Here is a 23,730-nt window from a genome sequence, read left to right as displayed (position 1 = left end):
CCAGCCTGCTACGGTCTTACCGCCAGAGCATAACGCGGGCGAGGTGTCATGGAAAGACTGCTGCGCAGGCTTCGGCAAGATTTCCCGATTTCGACTTGCCTCTGATTTCAGTTGGCCTTAGACCCTGCCTTCGACGGGGAGGTGGCAGAGTGGTCGAATGCGGCGGTCTTGAAAACCGTTGAACGTGAGAGCGTTCCCAGGGTTCGAATCCCTGTCTCCCCGCCACTCCAAAATCCGTATCGTACTGTTTGGGCATTCCGCCCTACGGCCCCCCACGTCAGCACAGCACCTTTCGGGTATTTTTGATAATCCCTCGCGCTTTTCTGCACTAACCTAACTCCACTTTGTGGAGGTCAAGGCACAGAGAAGGCCAATAGGTCCAAAGCCGCTGAGTCGAACGCAGGTCACAGCGTGCGCGCCAACACCCCGGCAAAGTCTGCAACAGGGGCGCAACGCGAGGGACTCCATGACTGCTTCATCAATCGGAACGCCAGAGCAACTTCGTGATCCGAACTATTTTCCTGCCATATATCGTGCCGTGCCGTTGGGCATTCAGCATGTGCTGGCCATGTTTATCTCGAACGTCACGCCAGCGATTATCGTTGCCGGGGCCGCCGGTTTTGGCTTTGGCTCGAACAGTCCGGATTTCCCGGAACTGCTGTACCTGATCCAGATGTCGATGCTGTTTGCAGGCGTTGCTACGCTGTTGCAGACGGTCACCATCGGCCCGGTCGGGGCGGCCTTGCCCATCGTGCAGGGGACGTCCTTTGCCTTTATCCCGATCATGATACCGCTGGTCGCCGGAAAGGGCGTCGACGGTCTGGCCGCCTTGTTCGGAGGCGTCATAATCGGCGGCCTTTTCCATGCCTTGCTGGGTACTGTGATCGGCAGAATCCGCTTTGCCCTGCCGCCTTTGGTCACAGGTCTTGTCGTGACAATGATCGGGCTTGCATTGGTGAAAGTCGGCATCGAATACGCCGCCGGTGGTGTTCCGGCCAAGGCTTCGGGGTCTGAAACCTACGGCTCATTGTCCAGCTGGGCCCCGGCGCTGATCGTTGTGTTTGTCACATTGGGGCTGAAGTTCTTTGCCCGCGGGATGCTGTCTGTCTCGGCTGTGCTGATCGGCATTCTTGTCGGATATGTCTATTGCATCCTCGTCGGGAAGCTGCCGCTCGAGGCGATTTCGGGTTCGTGGGAACGGTCTGCGGCTTTCGCGCTGCCACAGCCATTCAAGTATGGGTTCGAGTTCTCTCTGGCCGCTGTGATCGGCTTTTGCCTTATGGCCTTTGTTTCAGCGGTTGAAACCGTTGGTGACGTCTCCGGGATCACGAAAGGTGGGGCGGGCCGCGAAGCGACGGATAAGGAGATTCAGGGCGCGACCTTTGCCGATGGTTTCGGCACCGCCATTGCCGGTATCTTCGGCGGGTTTCCCAACACCTCGTTCAGCCAGAACGTGGGCCTGATTGCGATGACCGGGTTGATGAGCCGACATGTCGTGACCATCGGAGCCATATTCCTGATCATCTGCGGATTGGTCCCGAAAGTCGGTGGCATCATTCGCACCGTCCCGATCGAAGTGCTGGGCGGCGGGGTCATCGTCATGTTCGGGATGGTTGTCGCCGCCGGTGTTTCGATGCTGTCCGATGTGGTCTGGAACCGTCGGAACATGGTGATCTTCGCGGTCTCGCTGTCGATTGGCCTTGGGCTTCAGCTAGAGGTCATGAATGTCGCGCCGGGTTCGGCCAACGCGCTGCAGCACCTGCCGGATACGCTGCGAGTTCTGGGTGCGTCGGGGATCTTACCTGCGGCCCTGATCGCCATTGTCCTGAACCTGATCCTGCCAGAGACATTGGCGGATGAAGCGACCGAGGAGGTTTCTGGCGGTATGTCAGGACATGGTCGCGGCGAGTTGGTGAAAGACGATCACGCCTGACATTTGACCGGCGGGCGATGGCTTTGTTCCTGTCAGGGAACCGGCTGTCGCCCAATCCTGCTCAGACAAGGCGCGGGGACTGCGACGTTTGGGTGTTAGGAACCCTGCAAGAATTCGGTGTCGAAGCTGATGCGTTTGCGTGTTCCGCAATCCGCCAAAACCTCCAGCCCGTCATCATGCAAGCTTATGGAGTGAACCGGAGAACCCGCAGGCCAGGCAATTGCGCCGATCACGTGTTTAACAACGGCAGAGCGGGCCGGAGATAGCTGCAAAGCACCGGGCCCGGACAGTGCCTTTTCGCGATCAGGTCCCAAAACATGCCCGGCCGCGCCTTCTTCGATGCCCAGGCAGCCAAAATGACGGCCCGACCACGGCGGATAATCCCGCCCTCCGTTCGAGTGCCACAGCATCGTCATGGGCAGGTATTCAGAACGCTTGAGCGAAAGGAACAGATCACCCTCGATCGGTCTGGTGACGGCTGTCCAGCCCAACCCGCCACCGGGTGCATCGAGACCGGCAACAAAATCCTCATGTCTTTGGAACCAGGGATAGCGCGTCAAATCTGTGGTGCCGTCCTGCGACGGGAAACGCGTTGGATCGTCACTGGACGCAGGGTAGACCAAGCCCGACCTGCCGCGTTTCGGGTCGGTTTCCTGTGGTGTCGCAGGCGTCATCCAGCGGGATTTGGCAGAGGTCCGGATAAAGCCACCATTTGGCAGAGAGATATTCGCATGATTGGCCACCGGGACCGACCCGGACCCGCCCACAAGCGTATGTTTTTGATAAACAAAGGGGTGATCCGGGCGCAGTGAAAGCTCTTTGATGACTTCCGAATCGTTGACGCGGTGATCCAACCGGGCTGACAATTGGTCCGGCGACAGATCAATGATCGACCAGCATGCGTTTGCAGGCCAACCATGCAGGGGTGCCCCGTCTTTTTCTTGCCCAAACGGTGCGCAGAAAAAATCTCCTCCCAGCTTGTATAGATGGGGCGCTAGCCCATCGGGAAGGGCCTCGTCCATTCCGACCCAAGGCGCGCGGTGCAACGGGGATATCCCAGCGTCGCCGCCCATCACCGTGAAGCTTTTGATCATGCCGATACTGGTGTCGAACGACAGTCGGATGCCATCTGCATTCAGGTTGATCGTGTCTTCGGACATGGGACCGCCTTGTGGTTTTGGGCGCTGTTCGTCTTGAGGGCTGCGCGTCCGGTGAGATTATTCTTCAAACCAAAACGAAAACTCTGCCACCTTCAATCTTCGTCTCATAAGTTCCAAGCTTTGCACAGGCAGGGGCGCGCAAGGCTTGGCCCGAACGGTAATCGAAAATCCCGTTATGTTTGGGGCACTCGATCTCGTAATCCATCACCAGGCCATCGGCCAGATGAACCTGTTCATGAGTGCATAAACCGTCTGTGCAAAAGAAATCTCCGTCCGGGCCACGGACAATTGCAAAAGTTCGACCGACGTGGTCCCAGCGAATGACGTCCTCTTCTTCAACGTCATCAATGGCGATTGCTTCGATCCAGGGCATTTTGGCCTCCTACCTTTTTAATCGTCACTGCTCCGGTCTGGCACATGGGAATGCAGATGTTCCTTGTAGGGCTGCGCCGTTGGCGGCAGCGTTTTCCTTAACGCATAGCCGGGGTCAGTGCGTTGACGCATCACGGCCCCCATCATCTCTTTGTAGCCATCCCAGATTGAGGTGTTGGGCGCGGGAAGGTCATCTTTGATTTCCTGATGCAGGGCAGGAAGCGCGTAATAGGGGACCATCGGGAACATGTGGTGTTCTACGTGATAGTTCATGTTCCAATACAGCCAGCGGCTGATCGGGTTCATGTAGACCGTGCGGGAGTTCAGCCGGTGGTCAATGACGTCCTCGGGCAAGCCGCCATGTTGCAGCAGGCCGGTCATGACGAAATGCCAGCACCCGTAAACGCGCGGCCCGCCGATCAGCAGGATGGGGATTGTCGATTTCCAGCCCATGCCGTTTGCCAGCATGAACGCGGATACCAGCAACACGACCGCGTAGATGAGCATATGGATCCGCGCCCAGAACACGGCCTTTGGCCATTCGGATTGCGGGGCGTAGTCCTTCTCGTCCGGCGACAAATACCCCAGCGCGTTGCGGAACAGGACCTTGAGTGACAGCCAGGTGTCGTAGATGCCGACAAACGCCAGTGCCTTCAGCATCAGGTTGATCGGATGCATCCAGGCGATTTCCGGGTCGCGGCCCACGATCAGCGTGTCGGTGTGATGGCGCGCGTGGCTCCACCGCCAGTTCACAGGGTTCCTCATGATCTGAAAGGATGCGATGTGATACACAACATCGTTCATCCAGCGCGTTCGAAAGGCCGTCCCATGGCCGCATTCGTGCCAACGGCTGTCGCAGGCCGAGCCATAGACCACGCCATAGGCCAGCCAGAACGGGACCGAGAGCCAGCTTCCCCAGAAGAAGATGCCCCCGGCGGCGAGCAAAATGTGAAGCCCAACCCACAATGCGGTGTCGCGCAGGGCAGGGCCGTCGCGGCGTTTCATGAGGGATTTCATCGTCTTGCGGGGGACGGTGCTGTGATACCACTCTGCTGCCGCAAGCCCGATCTCCTGCGCTTTTTTGCCGGTCTCGCCAGTCAGGGAATAATCCCGAACTGTTTCGGGCAAGGGCCCATGTTGAAGCGTGTCGGTCATCGGTTTACGCCGTCGTTATGGTTCTACCAATCGCAGGCCGTGTTGAGTGATCAGACGGCCTGTCCGGTCCACTGACAGCTTTGGCACATCACCCTGTCGCATCAAGTGCCATGGCCATCAGATTACATCAGCTATTTTCGGGTCATATCGCGTTTGGGCTCAGCAGAGGCGTAATTTAGAAAAACAAGACCGCTAAAATGATGTAATTTGATGCCTCAAAACAGGACGAGCGGCTTTTATCGTGCCAGTATGGTCCGCGACAAAGCAATCGATTGAGGTCTGCAAGCGCATGACGCGCGCCACAATTGCTGACATATCCAAACGGGCCGGGGTCTCGACGGCGACCGTCGACCGGGCGCTGAACGGGCGCAAGGGCGTCAGCGCCGCCAACCGGCAGCGTGTTATGCGGGCGGCCCGGCTTTTAGGGTATCTCCCGTCCGAGGGTATTCTGGCGCTGCCCTCGCGACCTGCGCGGCTCAGCTTTCTCATCCCGACTGGCGGCAATACGTTCCTACAGGATATGGCCGGGGCCATCACGCGGTTCTCGGACGCTCAGCCCTTGGTCGAAAGTTGCAGAATACAGGTGCTGGACGGCATAGGCCCGGACCCGCTGATCGAGGCTTTGGACAACCTGCCGCCAGATACCGACGGGATCGGTGTCGTGGCAACAGACGACCCGCGCAGCCGGGATGCCCTGCGGCGGATGTGTGAATCCGGTATTCGTGTGGTCACTTTAGCGTCGGATGTGCTGGCAACGCCGCGCTCAGGGTATGTCGGCGTTAACAACATGGTCGCCGGGCGCACGGCGGCTCAGATACTGGGTATGTCTGCCAGCGACCGCGCCGGAGATGTCGCAGTTTTCTTTGGAACGCATGCGTATCACGGACACAGCGAGCGGGAATTGGGGTTTCGGTCCTGCCTGTCCGCATATTACCCGACGCTTACCGCTTTGCCATCAGTCGAGACCGGTGAGAATGGAGAGCGTTTGTACCGCGAATTGACGCGGCTTTATCGTTCCGGCGCGCGTCTGGTTGGGGTCTATTGCGTGGGGGCGGGGCGGAAGGGTCTGGTGCAGGCGCTTGAAACCATCCCACAAGCCGAACGGCCCCTTGTCGTCATGCACGACCTGACAGAGGACACGCGGCGCTGGTTGGCCGAAGGGTTGATCCATGCGGTGATCGACCAGAACGCTCATCTTATCGGGGAACAAGCTGTCATTCGTCTGCTTGGGGCAATTGCGTCGGGGCCTGTCCAATTGCCGATGGAGCATATCGAGCCGAGGATCATTCTAAGGGAAAATATTCCAGCCGGTCGGGTGTCGGCATGAGTATCCGGCTGCAAGATATGGCGCTTGTCGTCACCGGAGCCGCCAAAGGCATCGGCCGGGCGATCGCATGCCGGGCCGCTGCGCAGGGCGTTCGTCGGATTTTGGCGACGGACAGAGACCAGGCCGGTCTGCTAAGCCTTGCAGCGGAATTGTCGGGCGTTGCCCGGACCAAGACCATTGTCGCCGATCTGGCCGAAGCTGGCGCTTGCGCGGATGTCGCGGCGGCAGCGCGGGCCGCTTTTGGTCGGATTGATGGCCTTGTGAATGCTGCGGGACTAACGAACCGCGCCAGTTTTCTTGACGGAACAGCGCAGGATTTCGACAAGATTTTTTCAGTCAACGCCCGCGCGCCTTTTCTGCTGATGGGTGAAGCGATCCGGGACATGCAAGCGCGTGGGTCTGGCGGAGGGATCGTGAATATTCAATCTATGAATGCCCATTGCGGCGCGCCGGATCTGGCAATCTATGCGGCGTCGAAAGGGGCGTTGCAGACATTGACCAAGAATGCGGCCAACGCGCATTTGCACGATGTTATTCGCGTAAACGGGATCAATCTGGGTTGGGCGCTGACTGAGTCCGAGCATGAAACGCAAACCGGTGCTTTGGGCCAAGCGCAGGATTGGGCGGAACAGGCAGGGCAGGGGCTTCCGTTGGGCCGGTTGCTGATGCCCGACGAAGCGGCTCGGTTGGCCGTATTCCTACTAAGCCCTGAATCATTTCCGATGACCGGCGTATGTGTCGATCTTGAACAGTCGGTTCTGGGCGCGCCGCGCTAGGTTACCTACCGCCTGTTTTGGGCGGCGCGGTGCTGGCCCGTTCGATCAGTTCAACAGGAACCGGGGCTTCCGGTTCATTTGCGCCAAGCCCCGACGAGAGCCGATCAAGCAGAAGTTTTGCGGCCCGTTGACCCAAAAAGTGCCGGTTCTGACGGATCGTGGTCAGTGCGGGCACATAATATTCCGACATCTCGATGTCGTCGAAACCCACAACAGACATATCCTCGGGCACCCGAACACCACCAGCCTGAAGCCCGGCGATCAGCCCAAATGCCACCATATCGGCCGAGCAGAATACAGCTGTGGGCCTGTCGTCCATCGCCAGAATGCGCGCGGCGGCCTCGTGTCCGGATTCGAGCGAGAAATCACCGCGAATGATCCACTCGGTCGGGGCAGGCAGGCCAAGACGTGCGCGCTCAGACACCATACCCTCTCGACGTGCGCTTGTCAGAACATTGCCCTGCGGCCCGGTGACATGAGCGATTTTTTCGTGGCCGAGGTTGTGCAGATGGCGGATTGCCAGCCGGGCCCCCTCGACATTGTCGCTTTTGACCACCGGAAAAGACTGGTCTTCGACCCATTCGCACAGGAACACGATTTTGTCTCGGGCTCCGGCCTGAATGCACTTGTTCAGCACTGTATCCGACAACTGACCATCCAGCGAAATCGCGCCGTCTATGCGCCCATCTAGAAAATACTCGGCCAGCGTTGAATCGTGGATCGGATTGCTTTCCGTATCCGTAATCAGAACTGCATAACCGGTGCCAGAAAACGCCTCACTGATGCCCGCCAGAATACCGGAATAGAAGGGTTTGCCCAAATTCGGGACAAGGACCAGAACCGCATTCGCGCGCTGCATCCTGAGGTTTCTGGCCGCCTGGTTTGCCCTGTATCCCGTGCTCTGGATCGCCTGCATGACCGCATCTTTGGTGGATTTCTTGACGACATCTGGGTTGGACAGAACCCGGCTGACAGTGGCCGTGGACACCCTTGCTTCGCGGGCGACATCTTGAATGGTTGCGGGTTTCTGGATCATGGGTCCTGATTGCAAAGTGAGATTTCGGTTGACTCGAATCCCTGACGCTGTCGATTATGTAATCGATTTCAAGGATTGAAAAGGGCGAATTTCTGCAAATGTAATCGTTTGCAGGCGCATAATTCGCAATCGGGGGAATGTAATGATCCGTGCCGCCAAAGCTGGCAACAACGACCTGTGGACCGGGGTGGCGGTTTGACTGCCGCGGCCCGGTTCGACTTCTCCGGCGCGCAGGTCGCCGTGATCGGTGCCAGCCGGGGTGGCATTGGGGCAGCCATTGCCCGCGCGTTCAAAGACGCCGGTGCCGAGGTCGAAATCACAGGGGCCGAGCCAGAGTGCCTGCCCGAAGACGCCGCCCGGTTCCCCTATACCCAGCTCGACGTCGTGGACACTGACGCGGTCGAAGCATTTGGTCGCGACCGCCTTGAATTGGATGTGCTGGTGAATTGCGCAGCGATCACGCGGCGAGGCGAGGAAATGGAGCCCGGATTCTTCAGCCATGTGCTGGATGTGAATCTGGTCGGAACCATGCGATGCGCGCGGGCGTTGCATACCGCGCTTCTGGCCCGAAAGGGTCGGGTGATCAATATCGCGTCGATGTATGCCCGCTTTGGATCACCGCAAAACCCGGCCTATGGCTCGTCCAAAGCGGGGGTCGAGCAATTGACCAAATCCCTGGCGGTCGCATGGGCCGCAGACGGTATTCGCGTGAACGCCATCGCGCCAGGGTTCATCGTGACCGAACAATCCGCAAGGGCCAGACAGGATCCGAAATTCGTCGACGCAGTCGAGGCGCGAACGCCGATGTCCCGATGGGGAATGCCCGCCGACATCGTCGGCGCGGCGCTGTTCCTGGCCTCGGACGCAGCCGCGTTTGTAACCGGCATCTGCATGCCCGTGGACGGAGGATACTCGGTTGTCTGAAGGAGGTGATAATGTCTGATGTCTCGGCCATCGGCGCGGCAGTGATTGGAACCGGCTTTATAGGAACGGTTCATGTGCAGGCCCTGCATCGTCTTGGAGTGCAGGTTGTTGGCGTGCTCGGGTCGTCAGCGGAACGGGGATCGGCGCGGGCTGCTGAGATTGGTGTCCATCAAGCGTATCCTTCGTTGGAGGCCTTGCTGGCAGATGACAGTGTTGATGTGGTCCACGTCACGTCCCCGAACCACGCCCATTTCCCGCAGGTCATGGCGATCCTGAAAGCCGGAAAGCACGTGATCTGTGAAAAGCCACTGGCAATGACCAGCGCGCAATCGGCTGAGATGGTGGAGATGGCCGCCGCGTCGGGGAAGGTTTGCGCGGTATGTTACAACATCCGCTTTTACCCCCTGAACCAGCAAGCCCATGGAATGGTCGCTCAGGGAGAGTTGGGGCGCATCCGCTTTGTGACCGGCCACTATCATCAGGACTGGCTGGCAAAGCCAACGGACTGGAACTGGCGGTTGCAGGCTGACAAAGGGGGCGTGTTGCGCTCGGTCGGGGATATCGGGACGCATTGGGTTGATCTGACGAGTTTTGTCACAGGGCTGAAAGCTAAATCCGTATTTGCCGACCTGACGACCTTTCTGCCCGAACGGCAGCGGCCGACCGGCCCGGTTGAAACATTCTCCAGCGCCGAAGGGACAACCGAAACTGTGGCCGTCGATACCGATGATGCCTCGGCGATCATGATCCGGTACGAGGACGGCGCGAAGGGCGTAATGACCACCTCTCAGATCAATATCGGGCGCAAGAACTCATTGGTTTGGGATATTGCAGGTAGCGCGGCCAGTGCGGCGTGGAACAGCGAAACGCCGGATCACCTGTTCATCGGGCATCGCGACGACGCCAATCAGATATTGATGCGGGATTTTACGCTGATGAATGCCACGGGCACCCGCGCCGCGACCTTGCCGCCCGGTCATGTCGAAGGGTTTGCGGACAGTTTCTTCAACTTCTTCCGTGCCGTTTACACTGACGTCTGCGCAGGCAAGCGCGGGCCGGACAGCACCTGGGCGACGTTTGAGGACGGCCATTATGAAATGCGGTTCTGCGATGCCGTGGTGAAATCGGCCCGCGAAGATCGCTGGGTCGATCTGGACGAGGTTTAAGGGGGGCAACATGAAACTGGGACTGCTGACCGCGCCATTTGAAGATACGGACCTGATGGACGTTGCCACATGGGCGTCTGGCAACGGGTTTTCAGCGCTCGAGATCGCATGCTGGCCGTCCTCCGGCGGTGAAAAGCGGCGCTATGCGGGCACGAGCCACATCAATGTCGATGGGCTGACGGCCGCGCAGGGCAAGGAGATCGTGGATGCGCTGACCGGAATGGGTATCGAAATCTCGGGCCTTGGATATTACCCCAACCCTTTGCATGCGGACACGTCGCACCGGGACGAGGTGATCGAACACCTGAAAAAGGTAATTTCTGCCGCAGGCACGATGGGCCTGTCGGTGGTCAACACCTTTGTCGGCGGCGACAGAACCCTGAATGTGGACCGGAACTGGGAGCGGGCGCAGCAGATCATCTCACCCATCGTCGATCATGCCCGTGGGCAGGGTGTTCGCCTGTGCTTTGAAAACTGCCCGATGATCTTCAGCTACGATGAATGGCCCGGCGGTCATAACATTGCCTATTCGCCGAAGATCTGGCGCAGGATTTTCGAGGAATGGGGCGACGATGTCGGGATGAACTTCGACCCGTCTCACCTGATCTGGCAGTTCATCGATCAGACCCGGTTCATCAAGGAATTCGGCCCGCATATCGCGCATGTCCATGCCAAGGACCTGATGGTGGATCACGACGGGCTTTATGAACACGGGATCATGTCGGCGGGCATGGGGTGGCAGGTGCCGCGCCTTTGCGGTCTGGGCGATGTCGACTGGTCCGACTTTTTCTCGGGGCTATACCGGTTCGGATACGATGGCCCTGTCATCATCGAGCATGAGGACAGGCTGTTTGAAGGGACCGACGAAAAGATAAAGCGCGGGTTCTTGCTGGCACGCGACGTGCTGCAACCGTTCATCAAATAGAAGGGCGAAAAGCCCCGGACATATCACTGAGTGTTCAAATGGGAGGTACTACAATGAAAAAGCTACTCACAGGTGCGGCGGCCATAGCTGTTGCTGCGGCGTTCACACCGGCGGCGTTTGCTGCCGATTACACGATCGGTGTGTCCAACACCGTGCAGGGCAATGGCTGGCGCGAACAGATGATCTGCGCCATGCGGGCTCAGGCTCTGGTCGAAGAGGATGTGTCCAACCTGATCGTGGCGCATCGCAATACGGATTCAGCCGGACAGTTGGAGGACATCAACAACCTGATCGAAGCGGGTGTGGATGCGATTGTTCTGAACCCGTCAAACCCGGACGCTTTGAATTCGGCGCTGGATGCGGCGATGGAGAAGGGCATTGTCGTGGTCGCCGTGGATGCTGGCGTGACGGCGGATGGCGCGTATATCCTGTCGAACAATCAAGAAGAATACGCCTATCTGGGTGCGAAATGGCTGTTCGAGCAATTGGGCGGCTCGGGTGACGTGGTCTATATGCGCGGCATCGCGGGGGTGTCTGCCGATACCGACCGCGACAATGGGTTCAAGCGCGCCTTGGCCGAATATGACGGCATCAATGTGGTGCACGAGGTGTTTACCGGCTGGCAGCAGGATCAGGGCAAACAGCAGATGTTTGACTTTCTGGCCACGGGCATTCCGTTCAACGGTGTGTGGACCAGCGGAATTGACAACGTGATCGTAGATGCCTTCGTGGAATCCGGCGCGCCGTTGGTGCCCATCGTCGGCGCGGACAATGCCGGGTTCGTGCAGTACCTGACCGAAGTTGACGGCCTGCAAGGGGCCGCGGTGACCAATCCCGGATCTGTTGGCGGGGCAGGGATCGCTCTGGCCGTCGACATTCTGAACGGCAACGCGCCCGACGACAAAACCGTTCTGGTGGACCCGGTGCTGTGGGAAAACGCCACGGATGACGGTGTTGCAACCATCACTGCGGCGCAAAACCCCAACCTTGATCCCGAATGGCCCGTCTCGGTCACGGTTCCCGGTTGGACGGACTACTCGATGGAACAGATCATCGAATGCAAAGGGCCGGGCGACAGCTAAAAGCGGTCTGGCCTTGCGTGAATTCCCCCTGCCCGGATCGGGCAGGGGGCAACCAAGTTGGAATAGTGGGCACCGATGACCGAAACACACCTTCTCGACGCGTCCGGGATTGCCAAGAACTTTGGTGCTGTCCGTGCTTTGACCGATGCCAATCTGAGCGTCTCCAAGGGCGAGGTGGTCGCCCTGATGGGGGCAAACGGCGCCGGGAAATCCACCTTCGTGAAAATCATCACCGGCGCCTTGAGGCCGGATAGCGGCAAGGTGCTGATCCGGGGACAGGTGGCCCGCGTTGGCAGCCCGGCCGAGGCGCGCAAATCGGGCCTTGTTCCGGTTTATCAGGAACCCTCACTAATCCCCCATCTGGATGTGGCCGATAACCTGCGGCTGACCGATACACCACTTGCGCCATTCAGGCATTGGGTCAGTGAGCTTGGGATTGAACAGCTGAACCTCTCGGACCTGATCGCAGACCTGCCGCTTGCCACTTTGCGTATTCTGGACCTCGCGCGTGCCTTGGCGTCCGAGCCGGATGTGGTTTTGCTGGATGAGATGACAGCCGCGCTGCCAACCGATCTGGTTGAGCGGGTACTGACGGTTGTGCGCGAGCAGGCAAATCAGGGCATGGGTGTCATTTACGTGTCGCACAGATTCAGCGAAATCTCTGAGCTGTGCGACCGGGCCTCGGTTCTGCGCGACGGGATGACCGTTGGTGATCTGAGAATTGAGCCGGGCGTCGAAGAACGGGCCGTTGAACTGATGCTGGGTCAGAAACTGGACCTTGGGGATCGCGAAAACAACGGCGCGAGTTCTGTCGCGCAAGGCAATCCGCGCCTGTCTGTTCGAAATCTGGCGATTGCGCCGAAGGTGTCGAATATCTCGTTCGACCTTCACCCGGGCGAGGTGCTTGGCGTTGTGGCGCTTGAAGGGCAGGGGCAGGATGAGATGTTCGACTGTCTGGCCGGCTTTCTGCCTCCGACTGCCGGGGTGATCGAGGTGAACGGATCGCAGGTTGGGTTCAGGCACCCTGCCGATGCGATCTCGGCCGGGTTGACTTTTGTGCCGGGTGACCGGGCCGACGCGCTGTTGGCCCAACGATCGGTCAAAGAAAACATCGCCCTGCCGTTCTCGGCCCGCCTGCGGGATTGGGGCCAACTGAACCTGCGGCGAGAGCGTGAGCGGGTCGATTACGCCATCGAGAAGCTACAGATCGATACGCGCGCGCAGGGTGAGGTGCAGCGCCTATCGGGCGGGAACCAGCAGAAGGTGACCATTGGCAGATGGCTTGCCACGGGGGTCGAGACGCTGTTGCTGTTTGATCCGACGCGGGGGATCGATGTGCGGACCAAACGCCAGATTTACCCTCTGGTGCGCGAACTGGCGCAAAACGGGGCCTCGGTCCTGTTCTATACCTCGGAACTGGAGGAGGTGCCGCTGGCCTGCGACCGCGCGCTGGTCATTTTCAATGGCCGTGTTGTGGATGTGATCGACGCCAAAGACGCGGACGAGCAAACCCTGCTGCGCGCGGCTTATGGGCTAACTGAAAACGAGAGTGCAGCGTGACCAAGACCCTGCGCAAACACTCCTGGCTTCTGGGTCTTGTCGCGTTGCTGCTGGTTTTGCTGGCCGTCACCAAACTCATACAGCCCTCTTTTGGTGCGTCCGGGCTGGAAAGTGTTGCTCGCGCCGCATTGCCCTTTGCTTTCGCAACGGCGGGCATGGCGGTGGTGGTGATCGTCGGCGGGATCGATCTGTCAGTTGCATCGATGATGGCTGTATGTGCCGTCTCTGCCGCTGTGCTGATGGAGCGGATGTCCGGACTACCGGCCATCGTGATCGTGCTTGGCATCGGGTTGGCGATGGGGCTGATCAACGGCGCCCTCATCGTTCTGACCCGAGTACCTGACATCGTGGTGACGCTGGCGATGTTGTTCGTCTGGGAAGGCGTCGCGCTTTTGATCCTGGAAACGCCGGGCGGGTCAACCACCGATTGGGTTCAGCAGAGCATTCGCGGCAGTGTCATTCCTGGGGTACCTAGCGCCTTGGCCATCATGGTCGGATGTATTGCGGTGGTATGGCTGCCCCTTCGGCGATCCAAGCTTGGTATCTCGATCTATGCAACCGGATCAGACGAACGCGCGGCCTTTCGATCGGGGGTGTCCGTCGGGCGCGTCAAAATCGCAGCCTACGGAATTTGTGGGCTTTTCTGTGCCTTCGGCGGGCTCAGCCTTGCGGCACTGACCGGCATTGGTGAGCCGGTGCCCGGACCCTATCTGTTGGCCTCGGTCGCCGCCGTTGTTCTGGGCGGCGTGGTTCTGGGGGGCGGGCGCGGCGGGCTGCTTGGGCCGATTGTCGCTGTGTTCATCCTGCGCATCGTGCGCACGATCCTGACATTTCTGGCCGTGGACCCCAATGTCACGACAATCATCGAAGGGACGATCATGGTGGCCGTCGTATTGCTTGGCACCGCAGCCACCGCGCGAGGAGCAAGACGATGAGCATGGCCGTGAATGACCCACCCGTCGTCCGCTTTGGACGGTATCTGCGGGATAATCCTGTGATACCGCTTTTGATCTTTCTGGTCTTGCTGATCGCTGTGCTGGAGTTCATGCGGCCCGGTATTGTCACGCCGTTCAGGGCGGGGCGCGATGGGCTGGTCTCGACCTTCTGGGTTGGCAACTTGATCAAGTTTGCAATACCGCTTGCGATGCTGGCCGCTTGTCAGGTGCTGACGATGCTGACCGCCGGGATCGACCTGTCGGCGGGCATTGTCGCAACCGTCGCGGCCTTTGTCTGCGCCACCCTGACCTCGATCTGGGGCGTGACGCCTGCGGTGCTGGTCGCCTTGACCTCCGGTCTGGTTGTCGGGGTCGTCAACGGCCTTGGGGTTGGGTTGGTGCGGGTGCATCCGTTGATCATGACCCTTGGCACCGGCCTGATCGCCACGGGCTGTCTGCAGGTCTATCAGCGGATGGTGATCAATGCCGGGTCCGAGATCCCGGCCTTTTTGGCGTGGCTTGGAACCGGGCGCACCTTGTCCATGCCCAACGGGTTGTTTCTGTTTGTGCCCTTCGCCTTGTTCATCTTCTGGCTGATGCGATTCACCGGCTTTGGCAGGTTGCTGTTCGCGCTGGGCTCGAACGAAAACGCGGCCAAGCTTTCGGGCGTCAAATCCTGGCAGGTCTATCTGGCGCTCTACGCGCTGTCGGGGGTGATCGCGGCGGTCGCGGGGTTGCTATATCTTGGTATGATCCGGCAAACCTCGCTGAGCCTTGCCAATCCGCTGCTGCTGCCCTCGGTCGCGGCTGCGGTGATCGGCGGAACCTCGATCTTTGGCGGGCGTGGCAGTTTTGCGGGTGCCATTGTGGGCGCCTTGATCATCAGGGTTCTGGATACAATGCTGACCCTGATGCAGATGCCCGAAGGCGCAAGAACGGCGCTGTTTGGTCTGATCATCCTGGCGGTGACGGCCATCTATGTCAGGATCACGGGAAACCGTTAGAACGGAGGACGCCCATGTTTCGGATTGTTGGAATAAGCTTTGACCACATGCATATGGGCGATCTGCTCCGCATGGTGCATGAACACCCTGAAGCGGAAATTGCCGGTATCTATGATCCCGACAGGCAGAAAATGGCTTCGGCGGTCCAGAATTTCGATATTCCGCCAGACCGGGTTTTTACCGATTTCGATGCCTGCATGGCCGCGGGAACCTATGACATGGCCGTTTTATGCGTCGCCACGGCAGACCACGCCGATTACACTGAAAAACTGGCAGCGCATGGCGTGCATGTCTTCGTCGAAAAACCATTCGCTGCGTCCTCGGATGACGCGCGCCGCATGATCGCGGCCATGGACGGGACCGGGAAACAACTGATCATCAACTGGCCTTTGCGGTGGGTGGAAAGCCACGTTACCGCCAAGCGCCTGATCGATGAAGGACTGATCGGCGAGTTGCGAGAGGTGCATTTCTACGACGGCAATCGCGGCCCGCTTTTTCACCTTGCCGACAAGGTCGAGGTCAGCTCGGAAGAGGTTGAACAGGAAAAGCCAACCTCTTGGTGGTACAAGAAATCCTCGGGCGGCGGGTCGTTGCTGGACTACCTCGGATACGGCGCGACACTGGGGACGTGGTACATGGACGGGGAAGCCCCGATTGAGGTGACATGCACCGTCGACGAAACACCCGGTATCGAAGTCGATCAACATGCCATTGCTGTCTGCCGCTATGCGTGCGGTTTGTCCAAGATGGAAACCCGTTGGGGAACGTTTACTGATCCGTGGACCACTCAGCCGCAGCCTACCTGTGGGTTTGTCTTTGTCGGCACGGATGGAACAATCTCTTCGCCCGACTATGCCGACCACGTGACCGTCCAAACCCGCGCCCGGCCAGAGCGGCATGAAATCCCTGCTGATCCGCTGCCCAAAGGCCAGACAAACGCAATCGAGTACGTTCTGGGCTGCATCAGCCGCGGCGAAGCGGTGGCCGGTCCGCTGAATCCGCAATTGTGCCTGACGGCGCAGAGGATCGTGGACACAGCCGTTCAATCCGCCGCCGAAAAACGCACATTGGAACTGCTGCCATGAGCGACGATGCCGCCGACACAGACACCTACGCGCTGAAATCCAAGGACTTGCCGCAGATCAACGCGCCCGAGGTCGATTACCTTCCACCAAACCCCCGAACCTATCGCCCTCGGATCGGCATGATCGGAACGGGAGGTATTTCGAACAGCCATCTGGATGCATACCGCACTGCGGGTTGGGATGTCGTGGCGCTATGGAACCGAAGCCGTGCAAAAGCGGAAGGCAAAGCGGCAGAGTTCTTTCCTGATGCCCGCATTGTTGAACGCTATCAAGACCTTTTGGAAGACCGCGAAATAGACATCATCGACATAACTCTGCCCACCGACATACGTGCGCCAGTAATCGAGGCTGCTCTGAAAGCGGGAAAGCATGTTCTAAGCCAGAAACCCTTTGTATCCGATCTGACAACCGGAAAAACGCTGGTAGAACTGGCCGACAAACAAGGCGTGAAGCTTGCGGTTAACCAGAATGGACGATGGTCGCCGCACATGGCCTGGATGCGCGAAGCGTGTCGCGCTGGGCATATCGGAGATGTCCAGTCCGTCCACACCTCCATTCACTGGAACCATGGTTGGACCGCAGGCACGCCGTTCGACGAAATCGAGGATTTGATCCTGTATGACTTCGGGATTCACTGGTTCGATTTCGTGTCTTCTATTGTTGGCAACCGGGCGAAATCGGTGTTCGCCAGCGCCTCTCACGCGCGGGGGCAGGATAACAAGGTGCCGTTATTGGCGCAGGCCGTGGTCAGTCTGGAACAGGGGCAGGCCAGTCTGGTTTTCGACGGCAGCACGCAACACGGGCCACTGGACACGACCTATATCTCCGGCACCAAGGGAAGCATATCCTCAACCGGAGCAGACCTAGGGCAGCAAACGATCACCCTGACGACTGCAGATGGGTATAGCCGGCCCGCGTTGCAGGGCGCCTGGTTCAATGACGGGTTTCAAGGCGCAATGGGCGAGTTGCTTTGCGCCATCGAAGAAGATCGCTCACCGGACAATTCCGCCCGGAGCAATCTGAAATCTCTGGCGCTGACATTTGCTGCAATCCAATCGCAGCGCAGCGGCCAACCTGTCGAGATTGAACCGCCGATGTAACCATCAGGGCGCACCTATCCCTCGATTTGAGGGGAAATCGACGGGACTATGTGACACCATCGTTCGAAGTGCGGCCCAGCGAGGATGCCAGTTCGCTCCGGTACCGGTCCAGAACGCTGTCGCGCAACGTGACAAGAACCAGTTTGCGCTGCATCGTGGCTTTGGCATCCAGCACAACCAGGTCCGGCGCGCGGTAGCGTTCGACGTCAGGGACAGGCAGCAGCGTAAAGCCTAACCCGGCCGAGACGCATTCCATGATGGCCTCAAGATTATCCAGTACGACAGTCTTGGACTGGGCAGGGCGTTCATGGCTGACCATCACCCGCGCGATCAGCTTCCCGATCCCGGTATCCGGCATGAAGTGGAAGAACACGCCTTCGGACAACAAACTGGGCAAACCTTGATCGAGAAGGTCTTTGCGGGCTGCAAATACAAATGGCTCCTGCCGCAAAACTTCGGATGCCAGTTGGCTGGGCAGACCATCTGCGTCGGTGATGATCGCCGCATCCAGCAGCCCCGAGACGACTTTTTGCTGCAAGCTGGCAGACAAACCGGTTTCGAATTCGAACGAGGCCTGCGGCAATTCCCGACTGGCGGTCTGAAGAAATCCGGGCAGCAGGCGCACCGCCGCTGTGGTGACAAACCCCAAACGAAACTTGCCTGCCAGCCCTCCGCCTTGTCGGCATATCTCGATCAGATTGTCTTCGTGCCGCAGCAAAGGAACCGCCTCTTCGACGATTGCGCGCGCAACTGGTGTAAGGCGCGGTGGTCTGACCGAGCGGTCGAACAGCTCGGCCCCTAAAGCTTCCTCTAATGATTTCATCTGCATAGAGAGCGCAGGTAATGTCATTCCAAGCTGTTCCGCCGCGTCGCTGAAAGACTGAACGTGAGAGATCTTAACAAGACTTTTTAGGGAACGTGTTTGCATAAATTCAGTATACCTGAATTAGATATCAAATGTAAGTTTGTTTTTCTGAACTACAGCTTCTGTTACCTTGAGGTTATCACGCTTTCGTGAAGTGCCGCACAGGAGTCCCGCAATGACTCATCGATTTGTCGAAACAGCCAAAGACCTCGCGCCCGTGTTCGTCGCGCGGGCCGCCCATTGGGACAAAACCCGCAGCTATTGCTGGAGCAATGTCACCGCCCTGACAGAAGTCGGGATCATGGGAATGACGATCCCAACGGCGTTTGGCGGTCAGGGGGCAAGTTTCCTCGACGTTGTGGAAGTGGTCGAAGAGATCGCAAAAGTGTGCACGCTGACCGCCCGTGTTGTGGTCGAGGCGAATATGGGCGGCATCAGCGCGGTCATGGCCTATGGCACCGAACAGCAAAAGGCGTTCTGTGCCTCTCATGTTCTGGCGGGGGACAAACCGGCGATTTGCATTACCGAGCCGGACGCAGGCAGTGCGGCGACCGATATGCAGACGACGGCCCGGAAGGTAGGCGACACCTATGTCATAAATGGCCGGAAGCACTGGATCACCGGCGGCGGTGTTTCAAAGCTGCACCTGATTTTTGCCCGTGTGATTGATGAAGCGGGCGATGAGATGGGCATTGGTGGCTTTATTGTATTTGCCGATCCGATGAACGCGGACCTGCCGGAGGGGCTTGAGATCACCGGCCGCGAAAACACACTTGGTCTTTGTGGCATGCCCGAGGCGGAATTGAAGTTCACCAACCTCAAGGTGCATGAGGATTGGCTTTTGAAGCCCCCTTCCGGGTTAAGGCGCGGGTTCGCCGACTTGATGCAGGCGTATAATTCGCAAAGGGTTGGTGCAGGCACGATTGCGATGGGCGTGGCCGCCGGAGCGTTGGAACGGGCGAAACGCTATCTGCTGGACCGCCAGCAATTCGGACGACCCCTGGCAGAGTTTCAGGGGCTGCAATGGATGGTGGCTGACATGGACACGCAGGTCCACGCGGCGCGTCTGATGTTGCAAGACGCTGCAAGATCACGAACCGGTGCCCAAGGCCAGTTTCCAGATTTGGTCAAAGCGGCGCGGGCAAAACTCTTCGCGTCGGAAATGGCGATCAAGGTCGTGAACGACGCGCTACAGATGTTCGGAGCGCGCGGCTATAGCGACCGTGAGCCACTGGAGCGCATGTACCGGGATGTCCGGATGTTCACGATCGGCGGCGGAACCGCGCAGATTTTGCGCAATCAGATCGCCAGTTCCGCTTTGGGCATAAAATGCCCGCAAACGCGGGATGGGTATCTGGAACAGGACCTCTCGATGCAAAACCTCGCCGCTGAATAAAGCTTGTGATGTATTAAACCACGCGATGCGGAATCATATGGCCGTGTCAGTCGTGTGCGGGGCCGAGTTCATTCTGATAACCGAATAGGGCGGGCAGCCCTCCGGTATGGATCATCACCACCTTTTGCCCGGGCTTGATCTGTTTTTGCTCAACCAGATCAATCAGTCCTGCAAAAGTCTTGGCCGTATAGACGGGGTCGAGGAACACCCCCTCGGTCCGTGCCATCAGTTCCAGTGCGGCACGGGATTTTGGCCCCAGCCTGCCATAGCCGGGGGCCAGCGCGGTGTCCGATGTTCGGACGTCATTCACCACACTTGCCGGATCAATGCCCAGAAGGTCCGACAGCAGTTCAAGGACCGTCACCATCCGCTCCTGTTGCAGCGCGCTGTTTCGGCGAACGCAGATGCCATAAACCGGCGCGGACACGCCGCTGGTTCTGATACCCGTCAGCAACCCGCCATGGGTCGCACCGCTGCCCGAAGGGACTACAACAGCGTCAAAATTCCGCATCTGCTGGCACAGTTCTTGCCCGGCGGCAACATAGCCAAGCGCGCCCAGTGGCGGTTGATGCAGGCCCAGATGGATGACATAGGGTTTGCGCCCCTGCGCCCGCAGCGCCTCGGCCCGGGCGTGCAGGGCAGCGTCTGCCCCGGCTTCGTCTTCACCAACGGGATAGTGCATGTGTTCGGCCCCAAGGATCCGGGCCAGCAACACGTTGCCGGATTGATAATAGTCCGGCCCCATATCCGGAACACGCTCTTCCAGTTGCAGGATGGATGTCATGCCAAGCCGCGCCGCTGCTGCCGCGGCCGAGCGGACATAGTTGGACTGAACCGCCCCGGTAATCAGAACGGTATCCGCGCCCTGTGCCTGAGCGTCGCCAAAGTAGAACTCAAGCTGCCGGGTTTTGTTGCCGCCAAAACCTAGCCCGGTCAGGTCATCGCGTTTCAGCCAAAGGTCGATCCCCAGCTTGTCAGACATCCGGTCCAGACGCTCAACCGGCGTCGCGCCGGTCATGAAGCGGGCCCTTGGGAATTTTGAGAGAAGATCCTGTGTCATCGGATTCGACCTGTAAAGTTCATGCGACAAGATACGCGCGTTGGAAAAGAACATAGCAGGCCACAAGCGAGATGGCCCGGATCGCGGTTCTGACAAGGGGTTGGGGCAGGCGCGATCTGACTGCGCGTCCGACCAGACTGCCGAAAATTGCGATGCCCGCGAAAGCCAACAGCCGGGGGCCGAGTGGAATCGATTGCCAATCGGAAAGGCCATGCAGCAGAAACGCCGCGCCATAGGCGACCAGCGCGATGGGTTGAACCAGCAGGGCCACCGCACGGGCCTCAAAACCCCGCGCGATCAGCCCGAACACCATCAATGGCCCGGGTGTCGCCGCCCAGACGGTTGCCAAACCCGACAGCCCGGACACGGCGGTAAAGCCGGTCGCACCAATCGCGTTCCGCATCGGAAGCAGGGTCGTGACAACGCCGATCAGCAACAGCAATCCGGTCAGGGCCAGCACGAAGGCTTCGCTGAGCCATGGATAGACCATCAGCCCCGCAACCACGCCAATCAGGCAGCCCAAAATCGCCGTTGTGATTGTGCGTCGTTCGACCGTGACGATGCGCCAGTCCGTGGCGACCACCGAAACGATTGTGTTCAGCAGCAAAAGCGCCGGAACCGCTGTCGCCGTCCCCAGCAGGATCATCATGGGCGGACCGGCCAGAATGCTGAACCCGATGCCGATGCCAACCTGAAGCAAGGCGCCCAGAAAAACGGCGATCATCAACAAGGACAGTTCCAGAGAAACTTCAAACACCTTTTGCCACGCTCATCGCCTCATCGATCCACGTTAACGTCTAGTTTGGAGGCGGCCCAAAAGCGAGCGTCGAGGCAACGAATGATCAAGCCCAAGGCATAATGCCAGAATACGCAGACCGCACCGAAACCGCGTGCGCCATCTGCGCCAGCGTCGTCAGGTCAAAGACCGGCAGCTTCAGCGCGTCCTGTATTTGCGCGGCGTAGGGCGGCAAGTCGGTGCACTCCAGCACCACAGACCGGATGTCCGGCGTTTCGCGTTGCAGATCACGGGCGGCTTGCAGAACTTCGGCCTCGATCAGGTCGGTGTCCATGCGTGTCCGCGTGTTCCGCAGGATCACCTCGGCAAATTCTTCGGTGTCTTGCAGCCCTCTTACGGCGACGGGGATGTTTGCGGCTCCGACGCCTTCGAAATGCCGGGGCGTCAGAGCCCGGGCATCTGCGGTCAACACGCCAACAGGCGCTTTGGCCCCGGTCATGTGGAACGCCAGCGGCACTTGTATCAGGCTTGAGGCAAACACCGGGACCGAGACGCAGGCGGCCAGTTCCTTTTGAAACAAGGCAAGGAAACCGCAACTGCCGGTGATTGCGCGCACGCCTTCGGCCTCGAGCCGTTGTGCGCCTTTGATGAACGGGTCCAGCAATTCGGGCTTGGGGTCGTTCAACAGGTCCGGCACGGTGATGCCGTCGATCATTTCATAAAGCACAGGAAAGGGCAGGCTGGACGGGTTCTTGATATGGCCGGGCGGCTTGGGGAAATAGCTTTCCAGACACAGCACGCCAATGGACGCGCCGCAGATATTTTGTCCGCCATTGAAAACCGGCATGGGTGTTCCTTTCTTTAGCCAAGCTGCGGCGCGGGCAGGGTGCCTAGAACCGCCCCAGTGAAAACGGATCGAGATCGATGTTGAGCCGCCGACCGGACAGAAGATCGGCCACCAGCTCTCCGGTCTTTGGGGCCATCATCAATCCGTAATGCGAATGCCCGAAGGCGGCGTAGAGGCCCGATTTTCCGTTCACCTGACCAATGGCCGGTAGGCTGTCGGGAAAGGACGGACGCCGCCCCATCCAAAAGCGCGCGCCCTGCAGGTTCAGATCGGGCATCATCGCCTGCGCCTGTTGGGTTAGCAGCGCCTTTTTGCGCGGGTCCGGGGGGGCGTCGATCTCGGCAAACTCGGCCGTTCCCGCAACCCTCAGGCCGTCCTGCATGGAACTGGCGACAATCTTTGCGTCCACGTCCATCACCGAATGGCTGAGCGTGCTGTGGGCGTCCGGAAACTCGATATGATACCCGCGCTCGGCCACCAGCGGTAGCTTGATGCCCAACGGTTTCAGCAGGTCTGCCGACCACACCCCGGCGGCCATGACGACGTGGCAGGCCTGTATCGTCTTGTCCGAGGTCGTCAGGTCCCAGCGCCCATCAGGGGCTTGCGAGATTGCCTTGATTTCGGTTCTTACAAACTCGGCACCCTGAGTGCGGGCTTTCTCGGCCAGCACTGCGCCAATGCGGCCCGGAGACAGCGCCCGCGCCTGTCCCTTGATCAACACGGCGGCTTTGAAATCCCGGGACAAAGCCGGTTCAATACGCCGAAGCTCGGCCCCGTCGACCCGTTCGATCTGCCCGCCTTTTTCCTTGCGGATTTGATAATCCAGACCGTTCAGGTTGGCATCTTCCGCGCGGCGAAACGCGTGCACATAATAGCTGTCGGTGATCAGGCCTTCGTGCCCCGTTCCATTCAGGTGCTTGCGGTAGAGGTCGATCGAAGGGCGGCACAGCAGTTCCATCGCCTCTGACGTGCTGCGCACTTTGCTCTCGCTCGAATTGCCAAGAAACCGCAGGCCCCATGGGATCATCTTTGGCCAGAAACTCGGGCGCACTGACAAGGCGCTTTGGGGGTTCAGCAGCATCCGGGGCAGTTGCTTCCACACCCCGGGCATGGCCTGCGGGATGATCGACCAGGGCGAGATCACGCCCGCATTCCCGAACGAGGTCTCCTGTCCCGGTTCCCCCCGGTCGATCAGGCGCACCTGAATGCCGCGTTCCTGAAGCGAAAGGGCGCAACAAATGCCGACGATCCCTGCGCCGATGATGGTCACCTGTTCTGTCATAGCA

Annotated in this window: 22 protein-coding genes and 1 tRNA gene; 14 read left to right on the top strand and 9 right to left on the bottom strand. The window is 59.3% G+C overall.

Going from position 1 to position 23,730, the window contains the following annotated elements; all coding sequences use genetic code 11:
• The first annotated feature begins 135 nt into the window (after positions 1–135).
• A tRNA-Ser gene (locus tag ACR0AC_RS02065) sits at positions 136–225 on the top strand.
• A gap of 241 nt (positions 226–466) precedes the next feature.
• Complete coding sequence (locus ACR0AC_RS02060; RefSeq protein WP_480871749.1) at positions 467–1,933, top strand: uracil-xanthine permease family protein; 1,467 nt, start codon at positions 467–469, stop codon at positions 1,931–1,933.
• Positions 1,934–2,028: 95 nt separating this feature from the next.
• Here ACR0AC_RS02060 and ACR0AC_RS02055 read toward each other — a convergent pair whose 3' ends face one another.
• The 3 genes from ACR0AC_RS02055 to ACR0AC_RS02045 form a co-directional block, all read right to left on the bottom strand.
• Positions 2,029–3,093, bottom strand: coding sequence for a hypothetical protein (locus tag ACR0AC_RS02055; protein WP_480871748.1), 1,065 nt, complete (start codon positions 3,091–3,093; stop codon positions 2,029–2,031).
• Positions 3,094–3,157: 64 nt separating this feature from the next.
• Positions 3,158–3,466: a MocE family 2Fe-2S type ferredoxin gene (locus tag ACR0AC_RS02050; protein WP_170734401.1), complete on the bottom strand. Its 309-nt coding sequence runs from the start codon at positions 3,464–3,466 to the stop codon at positions 3,158–3,160.
• 17 nt (positions 3,467–3,483) lie between these two features.
• Complete coding sequence (locus ACR0AC_RS02045) at positions 3,484–4,620, bottom strand: fatty acid desaturase family protein (RefSeq protein WP_480871747.1); 1,137 nt, start codon at positions 4,618–4,620, stop codon at positions 3,484–3,486.
• A 289-nt stretch (positions 4,621–4,909) separates the two neighbouring features.
• Between ACR0AC_RS02045 and ACR0AC_RS02040 the strand changes: the two genes are divergently transcribed.
• Both ACR0AC_RS02040 and ACR0AC_RS02035 read left to right on the top strand, forming a co-directional pair.
• Positions 4,910–5,947 carry a LacI family DNA-binding transcriptional regulator gene (locus ACR0AC_RS02040; protein WP_480871746.1) on the top strand — a complete coding sequence of 346 codons (1,038 nt, stop codon included), beginning with the start codon at positions 4,910–4,912 and terminating at the stop codon, positions 5,945–5,947.
• The gene (locus ACR0AC_RS02035) at positions 5,944–6,723 is read left to right on the top strand and encodes an oxidoreductase (RefSeq protein WP_170621426.1); all 780 of its coding nucleotides are present in this window, start codon (positions 5,944–5,946) and stop codon (positions 6,721–6,723) included. Before ACR0AC_RS02040 ends, ACR0AC_RS02035 begins: the two co-directional genes overlap by 4 nt.
• Before the next feature lies 1 nt (position 6,724).
• Here ACR0AC_RS02035 and ACR0AC_RS02030 read toward each other — a convergent pair whose 3' ends face one another.
• Entirely contained in the window at positions 6,725–7,759 is a 1,035-nt protein-coding gene (locus tag ACR0AC_RS02030) for a LacI family DNA-binding transcriptional regulator (RefSeq protein WP_480871745.1), read from the bottom strand.
• A gap of 195 nt (positions 7,760–7,954) precedes the next feature.
• Between ACR0AC_RS02030 and ACR0AC_RS02025 the strand changes: the two genes are divergently transcribed.
• The 9 genes from ACR0AC_RS02025 (at position 7,955) to ACR0AC_RS01985 (ending at position 17,540) form a co-directional block, all read left to right on the top strand.
• Complete coding sequence (locus ACR0AC_RS02025; RefSeq protein WP_170621430.1) at positions 7,955–8,683, top strand: SDR family oxidoreductase; 729 nt, start codon at positions 7,955–7,957, stop codon at positions 8,681–8,683.
• Between the two features lie 11 nt (positions 8,684–8,694).
• Positions 8,695–9,849, top strand: coding sequence for a Gfo/Idh/MocA family protein (locus ACR0AC_RS02020; RefSeq protein WP_480871744.1), 1,155 nt, complete (start codon positions 8,695–8,697; stop codon positions 9,847–9,849).
• Positions 9,850–9,859: 10 nt separating this feature from the next.
• Entirely contained in the window at positions 9,860–10,774 is a 915-nt protein-coding gene (locus ACR0AC_RS02015) for a sugar phosphate isomerase/epimerase family protein (protein ID WP_480871743.1), read from the top strand.
• Positions 10,775–10,827: 53 nt separating this feature from the next.
• Complete coding sequence (locus tag ACR0AC_RS02010) at positions 10,828–11,856, top strand: ABC transporter substrate-binding protein (protein WP_170451830.1); 1,029 nt, start codon at positions 10,828–10,830, stop codon at positions 11,854–11,856.
• A 75-nt stretch (positions 11,857–11,931) separates the two neighbouring features.
• Positions 11,932–13,416: a sugar ABC transporter ATP-binding protein gene (locus ACR0AC_RS02005; RefSeq protein WP_480871742.1), complete on the top strand. Its 1,485-nt coding sequence runs from the start codon at positions 11,932–11,934 to the stop codon at positions 13,414–13,416.
• The gene (locus ACR0AC_RS02000; protein ID WP_170451826.1) at positions 13,413–14,351 is read left to right on the top strand and encodes an ABC transporter permease; all 939 of its coding nucleotides are present in this window, start codon (positions 13,413–13,415) and stop codon (positions 14,349–14,351) included. The genes ACR0AC_RS02005 and ACR0AC_RS02000 overlap by 4 nt, the downstream gene beginning before the upstream one ends.
• Positions 14,348–15,355 carry an ABC transporter permease gene (locus ACR0AC_RS01995; RefSeq protein WP_170451824.1) on the top strand — a complete coding sequence of 336 codons (1,008 nt, stop codon included), beginning with the start codon at positions 14,348–14,350 and terminating at the stop codon, positions 15,353–15,355. The genes ACR0AC_RS02000 and ACR0AC_RS01995 overlap by 4 nt, the downstream gene beginning before the upstream one ends.
• A gap of 14 nt (positions 15,356–15,369) precedes the next feature.
• A complete protein-coding gene (locus tag ACR0AC_RS01990) occupies positions 15,370–16,440 on the top strand; it encodes a Gfo/Idh/MocA family protein (protein ID WP_480871741.1) in 1,071 nt (356 codons plus the stop codon).
• Positions 16,437–17,540, top strand: a complete 1,104-nt coding sequence (locus ACR0AC_RS01985; RefSeq protein WP_170517439.1) for a Gfo/Idh/MocA family protein — start codon at positions 16,437–16,439, stop codon at positions 17,538–17,540. The genes ACR0AC_RS01990 and ACR0AC_RS01985 overlap by 4 nt, the downstream gene beginning before the upstream one ends.
• A gap of 46 nt (positions 17,541–17,586) precedes the next feature.
• On the opposite strand, the gene ACR0AC_RS01980 is transcribed toward ACR0AC_RS01985, so the two are convergent.
• On the bottom strand, positions 17,587–18,468 hold the full coding sequence (locus ACR0AC_RS01980; protein ID WP_480871740.1) for a LysR family transcriptional regulator: 882 nt from the start codon (positions 18,466–18,468) through the stop codon (positions 17,587–17,589).
• Positions 18,469–18,580: 112 nt separating this feature from the next.
• Here ACR0AC_RS01980 and acdA point away from each other — a divergent pair, with 112 nt between their 5' ends.
• Entirely contained in the window at positions 18,581–19,801 is a 1,221-nt protein-coding gene (gene acdA, locus ACR0AC_RS01975) for a 3-sulfinopropanoyl-CoA desulfinase (protein ID WP_480871739.1), read from the top strand.
• A 46-nt stretch (positions 19,802–19,847) separates the two neighbouring features.
• Here the strand turns inward: acdA and ACR0AC_RS01970 are convergent, their stop codons facing one another.
• The 4 genes from ACR0AC_RS01970 to ACR0AC_RS01955 form a co-directional block, all read right to left on the bottom strand.
• Positions 19,848–20,861, bottom strand: coding sequence for a D-cysteine desulfhydrase family protein (locus ACR0AC_RS01970; RefSeq protein ID WP_480871738.1), 1,014 nt, complete (start codon positions 20,859–20,861; stop codon positions 19,848–19,850).
• 19 nt (positions 20,862–20,880) lie between these two features.
• Complete coding sequence (locus ACR0AC_RS01965) at positions 20,881–21,618, bottom strand: TSUP family transporter (RefSeq protein ID WP_480871737.1); 738 nt, start codon at positions 21,616–21,618, stop codon at positions 20,881–20,883.
• Positions 21,619–21,703: 85 nt separating this feature from the next.
• Positions 21,704–22,444 (bottom strand): aspartate/glutamate racemase family protein, encoded by a 741-nt coding sequence (locus ACR0AC_RS01960; protein WP_170451809.1) that lies wholly within the window; start codon positions 22,442–22,444, stop codon positions 21,704–21,706.
• A gap of 43 nt (positions 22,445–22,487) precedes the next feature.
• On the bottom strand, positions 22,488–23,726 hold the full coding sequence (locus ACR0AC_RS01955) for an FAD-dependent oxidoreductase (RefSeq protein WP_170451807.1): 1,239 nt from the start codon (positions 23,724–23,726) through the stop codon (positions 22,488–22,490).
• Positions 23,727–23,730 lie beyond the last annotated feature (4 nt).

This window comes from Ruegeria sp. H7 (assembly GCF_056532945.1).
This window is presented reverse-complemented; position numbering and strand designations above follow the sequence as displayed.

What these genes read in the sequence shown, in the direction of transcription:
- ACR0AC_RS02060 (WP_480871749.1), top strand. Translation starts at nt 467, where the DNA reads ATGACTGCTTCATCAATCGGAACGCCAGAGCAACTTCGTGATCCGAAC.
- ACR0AC_RS02055 (WP_480871748.1), bottom strand. Translation starts at nt 3,093, where the DNA reads ATGTCCGAAGACACGATCAACCTGAATGCAGATGGCATCCGACTGTCG.
- ACR0AC_RS02050 (WP_170734401.1), bottom strand. Translation starts at nt 3,466, where the DNA reads ATGCCCTGGATCGAAGCAATCGCCATTGATGACGTTGAAGAAGAGGAC.
- ACR0AC_RS02045 (WP_480871747.1), bottom strand. Translation starts at nt 4,620, where the DNA reads ATGACCGACACGCTTCAACATGGGCCCTTGCCCGAAACAGTTCGGGAT.
- ACR0AC_RS02040 (WP_480871746.1), top strand. Translation starts at nt 4,910, where the DNA reads ATGACGCGCGCCACAATTGCTGACATATCCAAACGGGCCGGGGTCTCG.
- ACR0AC_RS02035 (WP_170621426.1), top strand. Translation starts at nt 5,944, where the DNA reads ATGAGTATCCGGCTGCAAGATATGGCGCTTGTCGTCACCGGAGCCGCC.
- ACR0AC_RS02030 (WP_480871745.1), bottom strand. Translation starts at nt 7,759, where the DNA reads ATGATCCAGAAACCCGCAACCATTCAAGATGTCGCCCGCGAAGCAAGG.
- ACR0AC_RS02020 (WP_480871744.1), top strand. Translation starts at nt 8,695, where the DNA reads ATGTCTGATGTCTCGGCCATCGGCGCGGCAGTGATTGGAACCGGCTTT.
- ACR0AC_RS02015 (WP_480871743.1), top strand. Translation starts at nt 9,860, where the DNA reads ATGAAACTGGGACTGCTGACCGCGCCATTTGAAGATACGGACCTGATG.
- ACR0AC_RS02010 (WP_170451830.1), top strand. Translation starts at nt 10,828, where the DNA reads ATGAAAAAGCTACTCACAGGTGCGGCGGCCATAGCTGTTGCTGCGGCG.
- ACR0AC_RS02005 (WP_480871742.1), top strand. Translation starts at nt 11,932, where the DNA reads ATGACCGAAACACACCTTCTCGACGCGTCCGGGATTGCCAAGAACTTT.
- ACR0AC_RS01995 (WP_170451824.1), top strand. Translation starts at nt 14,348, where the DNA reads ATGAGCATGGCCGTGAATGACCCACCCGTCGTCCGCTTTGGACGGTAT.
- ACR0AC_RS01990 (WP_480871741.1), top strand. Translation starts at nt 15,370, where the DNA reads ATGTTTCGGATTGTTGGAATAAGCTTTGACCACATGCATATGGGCGAT.
- ACR0AC_RS01985 (WP_170517439.1), top strand. Translation starts at nt 16,437, where the DNA reads ATGAGCGACGATGCCGCCGACACAGACACCTACGCGCTGAAATCCAAG.
- ACR0AC_RS01980 (WP_480871740.1), bottom strand. Translation starts at nt 18,468, where the DNA reads ATGCAAACACGTTCCCTAAAAAGTCTTGTTAAGATCTCTCACGTTCAG.
- acdA (WP_480871739.1), top strand. Translation starts at nt 18,581, where the DNA reads ATGACTCATCGATTTGTCGAAACAGCCAAAGACCTCGCGCCCGTGTTC.
- ACR0AC_RS01970 (WP_480871738.1), bottom strand. Translation starts at nt 20,861, where the DNA reads ATGACACAGGATCTTCTCTCAAAATTCCCAAGGGCCCGCTTCATGACC.
- ACR0AC_RS01960 (WP_170451809.1), bottom strand. Translation starts at nt 22,444, where the DNA reads ATGCCGGTTTTCAATGGCGGACAAAATATCTGCGGCGCGTCCATTGGC.
- ACR0AC_RS01955 (WP_170451807.1), bottom strand. Translation starts at nt 23,726, where the DNA reads ATGACAGAACAGGTGACCATCATCGGCGCAGGGATCGTCGGCATTTGT.